Source organism: Cellulosimicrobium sp. AB352 (assembly GCF_049538415.1).
Taxonomy (GTDB): Bacteria; Actinomycetota; Actinomycetes; order Actinomycetales; family Cellulomonadaceae; genus Cellulosimicrobium; species Cellulosimicrobium funkei.
In genome coordinates this window covers 1-5543 of record NZ_JBMVFX010000042.1, presented here as the reverse complement: position 1 = coordinate 5543, position 5543 = coordinate 1, and the positions used below count along the sequence as shown (strand labels likewise).

General features: G+C 58.2%; 3 rRNA genes. All 3 read right to left on the bottom strand.

Annotated features, from left to right (window positions below):
• Positions 1 to 17: 17 nt before the first annotated feature.
• The 3 genes from rrf to ACPCUX_RS18705 all read right to left on the bottom strand — a co-directional run bounded on the left by rrf (position 18) and on the right by ACPCUX_RS18705 (position 5332).
• Positions 18 to 134 (bottom strand): 5S ribosomal RNA (gene rrf, locus ACPCUX_RS18715).
• 97 nt (positions 135 to 231) lie between these two features.
• Positions 232 to 3339, bottom strand: a 23S ribosomal RNA gene (locus tag ACPCUX_RS18710).
• A 471-nt stretch (positions 3340 to 3810) separates the two neighbouring features.
• A 16S ribosomal RNA gene (locus ACPCUX_RS18705) occupies positions 3811 to 5332 on the bottom strand.
• Together the 16S, 23S and 5S rRNA genes form the textbook arrangement of a ribosomal RNA operon.
• Between the last annotated feature and the right edge of the window lie 211 nt (positions 5333 to 5543).

Below are 5543 nucleotides of genomic sequence, written 5' to 3'. Positions count from 1 at the left end.
GCCTTCGGTGAAGGGTTGTCCGGCGGCGTCCTACTCTCCCACCCCGTCTCCAGGGCAGTACCATCGGCGCTGAAGGGCTTAGCTTCCGGGTTCGGTATGGGACCGGGCGTTTCCCCTTCGCTGTGACCGCCGTAACTCTGTTGAACCTCCTCGACACCGGGGCACCCCCTGTGTGGGGGTGCGGTGTTGGTGGTTCGGGAACCGCACAGTGGACGCGTAGCAAAGTGTTTGGTGTTGAAGTTGTCGGCTGATTAGTACCGGTCAGCTGCACGGGTCTTTCGTCCCCGCTTCCACGTCCGGCCTATCGACCCAGTGTTCTGCTGGGTGCCTCTCACCCCGTAGGGTACGGAAACCTCATCTTGAAGCAGGCTTCCCGCTTAGATGCTTTCAGCGGTTATCCCTTCCGAACGTAGCCAACCAGCGGTGCTCCTGGCGGAACAACTGGCACACCAGAGGTTCGTCCGTCCCGGTCCTCTCGTACTAGGGACAGCCCTTCTCAAGTTTCCTGCGCGCGCAGCGGATAGGGACCGAACTGTCTCACGACGTTCTAAACCCAGCTCGCGTACCGCTTTAATGGGCGAACAGCCCAACCCTTGGGACCTACTCCAGCCCCAGGATGCGACGAGCCGACATCGAGGTGCCAAACCATGCCGTCGATATGGACTCTTGGGCAAGATCAGCCTGTTATCCCCGGGGTACCTTTTATCCGTTGAGCGACGGCGCTTCCACAAGCCACCGCCGGATCACTAGTTCCGACTTTCGTCCCTGCTCGACCTGTCAGTCTCACAGTCAAGCTCCCTTGTGCACTTGCACTCGACACCTGATTGCCAACCAGGCTGAGGGAACCTTTGAGCGCCTCCGTTACATTTTAGGAGGCAACCGCCCCAGTTAAACTACCCACCAGGCACTGTCCCTGGTCCGGATCACGGACCGAGGTTAGACATCCGAAGCGGCCAGAGTGGTATTTCAACGTTGACTCCACCCGCACTGGCGTACGGGCTTCACAGTCTCCCACCTATCCTACACAAGCCGCACCGAACACCAATACCAAGCTATAGTAAAGGTCCCGGGGTCTTTCCGTCCTGCTGCGCGTAACGAGCATCTTTACTCGTAGTGCAATTTCGCCGAGTTCGCGGTTGAGACAGCGGAGAAGTCGTTACGCCATTCGTGCAGGTCGGAACTTACCCGACAAGGAATTTCGCTACCTTAGGATGGTTATAGTTACCACCGCCGTTTACTGGGGCTTAAATTCTGAGCTTCACCCCGAAGGGTTGACCCGTCCTCTTAACCTTCCAGCACCGGGCAGGCGTCAGTCCGTATACATCGTCTTGCGACTTCGCACGGACCTGTGTTTTTAGTAAACAGTCGCTTCTCCCTGGTCTCTGCGGCCGTCCACGCTCCCACCGCGAGGGTGTTCACGCTTCGGGCCCCCCTTCTCCCGAAGTTACGGGGGCATTTTGCCGAGTTCCTTAACCACGATTCTCTCGATCGCCTTAGTATTCTCTACCTGACCACCTGAGTCGGTTTGGGGTACGGGCGGCTAGAACCTCGCGCCGAGGCTTTTCTTGGCAGCATAGGATCACCCAGTTCGCGCTTGTGCGCTCACCGTCAGCTCTCAACCTTCATGTCGGGCGGATTTGCCTACCCGACGGCCTACAGCCTTGGACGTGGTCTACCATCGCCACGCCGGGCTACCTTCCTGCGTCACCCCTGTTAATACGCTTACCTACTACCGGATTGGGTCCCGCGCGCCCCTGCCCGGTGACCCCGAAGGGTCGATGGGCAGGTTTGGGCGGTCAGCATCACCGGGCTCGGTATGGGCGGTTCTTCGCCGGTAGGAGAATATCAACTCCTTGTCCATCGACTACGCCTGTCGGCCTCGCCTTAGGTCCCGACTTACCCAGGGCGGATTAACCTGGCCCTGGAACCCTTGGTCATTCGGCGGACGGGTTTCTCACCCGTCTTTCGCTACTCATGCCTGCATTCTCACTCGTGTGGGCTCCACCGCTGGGTTCCCCCGCGGCTTCACCGCCCACACGACGCTCCCCTACCCACCTGCGCCTCTGGACCACGAAGGCCTGAGTTGAGCGCAGATGCCACGGCTTCGGCGGTGTACTTGAGCCCCGCTACATTGTCGGCGCGGAATCACTTGACCAGTGAGCTATTACGCACTCTTTCAAGGGTGGCTGCTTCTAAGCCAACCTCCTGGTTGTCTGTGCAACTCCACATCCTTTCCCACTTAGCACACGCTTAGGGGCCTTAGCCGGTGGTCTGGGCTGTTTCCCTCTCGACTACGGAGCTTATCCCCCGCAGTCTCACTGCCACGCTTTCACTTACCGGCATTCGGAGTTTGGCTGACGTCAGTAACCTTGTAGGGCCCATCGGCCATCCAGTAGCTCTACCTCCGGCAAGAAACACGTGACGCTGCACCTAAATGCATTTCGGGGAGAACCAGCTATCACGAAGTTTGATTGGCCTTTCACCCCTAACCACAGGTCATCCCCCAGGTTTTCAACCCTGGTGGGTTCGGTCCTCCACGCGGTCTTACCCGCGCTTCAACCTGCCCATGGCTAGATCACTTCGCTTCGGGTCTAGACCCAGCGACTATGGGCGCCCTGTTCGGACTCGCTTTCGCTACGGCTTCCCCACACGGGTTAACCTCGCCACTGAGCACTAACTCGCAGGCTCATTCTTCAAAAGGCACGCTGTCACCCCAGCCAAGGAGGCTCCAACGGATTGTAGGCACACGGTTTCAGGTACTATTTCACTCCCCTCCCGGGGTACTTTTCACCTTTCCCTCACGGTACTGGTCCGCTATCGGTCACTAGGTAGTATTTAGGCTTAGCAAGTGGTCTTGCCAGATTCACACGAGATTTCTCGGGCCCCGTGCTACTTGGGATCCCCTTCGGGAGGCCGCACCATTTCGTCTACCGGACTCGCACCGTCTGTGGTCCGCCTTTCAATGCGGTTCGACTATGACACGGCTTTCTTACTCCCCGGTGGACTGTCAGATCCACCAGAAGGGTCCCACAACCCCGAACACGCAACGCCTGACAGCTTGAACACGCGCCCGGTTTGGCCTCATCCGCTTTCGCTCGCCACTACTCACGGAATATCTCTTCCTGTCGGTACTGAGATGTTTCACTTCCCGACGTTCCCTCCACACACCCTATATATTCAGGTGCGGGTCACACGACATGACTCGTGCGGGGTTCCCCCATTCGGAAACCCTCGGATCACAGCTCGTTTGCCAGCTCCCCGAGGCTTATCGCAGGCTACCACGTCCTTCTTCGGCTCCTAGTGCCAAGGCATCCACCCTGTGCCCTTAAAAACTTCAACAAAAACAACAAAACTGCAGAGAACCAAGAACCACACCCCAAAGGGTGCGTCTTGATCTTTACAAAGATGCTCGCGTCCACTGTGCAGTTCTCAAACAACCAACGACCCCGACCCCACCAGACCCGCCTACCACCCGACCCCTCTCCCGAAGAAGAAGACCCGCGCAGCGGTTCGTGGTCCAAGGACCGGCCCGTACCAGGCACCCCACCAACCGGTGGCCGGTGACCTGAGGACCCAACAGTGTGCTCGACAAGCCCCCCAGGTCTCACCCGTGATGTTCCACCACCACCCACACGAACCCCGATAGGATCGTGCAAGCCGGCAGGTACTGACACCAGCAAGACCAAGAAAGCTCTTTCGTCAATGTTCCACCCATGAGCAACCACCCACCACACGGACGGCGATGGCGTGGCACCTGAACCACCCACCCACCAGCAAACACCGGCAAGGCGAGGGTTGGTAGCTCCTTAGAAAGGAGGTGATCCAGCCGCACCTTCCGGTACGGCTACCTTGTTACGACTTAGTCCCAATCGCCAGTCCCACCTTCGACCACTCCCCCCGCGAACGGTTGGGCCATGGGCTTCGGGTGTTACCGACTTTCGTGACTTGACGGGCGGTGTGTACAAGGCCCGGGAACGTATTCACCGCAGCGTTGCTGATCTGCGATTACTAGCGACTCCGACTTCATGGGGTCGAGTTGCAGACCCCAATCCGAACTGAGACCGGCTTTTTGGGATTCGCTCCACCTTACGGTATCGCAGCCCTTTGTACCGGCCATTGTAGCATGCGTGAAGCCCAAGACATAAGGGGCATGATGATTTGACGTCATCCCCACCTTCCTCCGAGTTGACCCCGGCAGTCTCCCATGAGTCCCCGGCATAACCCGCTGGCAACATGGGACGAGGGTTGCGCTCGTTGCGGGACTTAACCCAACATCTCACGACACGAGCTGACGACAACCATGCACCACCTGTGCACGAGTGTCCAAAGAGACCACCATCTCTGGTGGCTTCTCGTGCATGTCAAGCCTTGGTAAGGTTCTTCGCGTTGCATCGAATTAATCCGCATGCTCCGCCGCTTGTGCGGGCCCCCGTCAATTCCTTTGAGTTTTAGCCTTGCGGCCGTACTCCCCAGGCGGGGCACTTAATGCGTTTGCTGCGGCACGGAACTCGTGGAATGAGCCCCACACCTAGTGCCCAACGTTTACGGCATGGACTACCAGGGTATCTAATCCTGTTCGCTCCCCATGCTTTCGCTCCTCAGCGTCAGTTGCGGCCCAGAGACCTGCCTTCGCCATCGGTGTTCCTCCTGATATCTGCGCATTCCACCGCTACACCAGGAATTCCAGTCTCCCCTACCGCACTCTAGTCTGCCCGTACCCGATGCAAGCTCGAGGTTGAGCCTCGAGTTTTCACACCAGACGCGACAAACCGCCTACGAGCTCTTTACGCCCAATAATTCCGGACAACGCTTGCGCCCTACGTATTACCGCGGCTGCTGGCACGTAGTTAGCCGGCGCTTCTTCTGCAGGTACCGTCACTTGCGCTTCTTCCCTGCTGAAAGAGGTTTACAACCCGAAGGCCTTCATCCCTCACGCGGCGTCGCTGCATCAGGCTTTCGCCCATTGTGCAATATTCCCCACTGCTGCCTCCCGTAGGAGTCTGGGCCGTGTCTCAGTCCCAGTGTGGCCGGTCGCCCTCTCAGGCCGGCTACCCGTCGTCGCCTTGGTAGGCCATCACCCCACCAACAAGCTGATAGGCCGCGAGCCCATCCCTGACCGAAAAACTTTCCAACCACCCCCATGCGAAGGCGGCTCATATCCGGTATTAGCCCCGGTTTCCCGGAGTTATCCCGAAGTCAAGGGCAGGTTACTCACGTGTTACTCACCCGTTCGCCACTAATCCGCCCAGCAAGCTGGGCATCATCGTTCGACTTGCATGTGTTAAGCACGCCGCCAGCGTTCGTCCTGAGCCAGGATCAAACTCTCCGTAAATGAACAACGCCCACCACCAGGACAAACCCGGCAGTGAACAATCCATACGAAGCGAACCCCAACAGGGTTCACAAAACTGGCATCAACACGAAAGATGACATCATCTTCCGAAATCAACCAAAGGAATCCCAGACACAACCAACCCAACCACCCGGACGGGCAACCAGGCCAGCCATGCCACAGGGACAAAAAATTTGGCATTGACTAACAA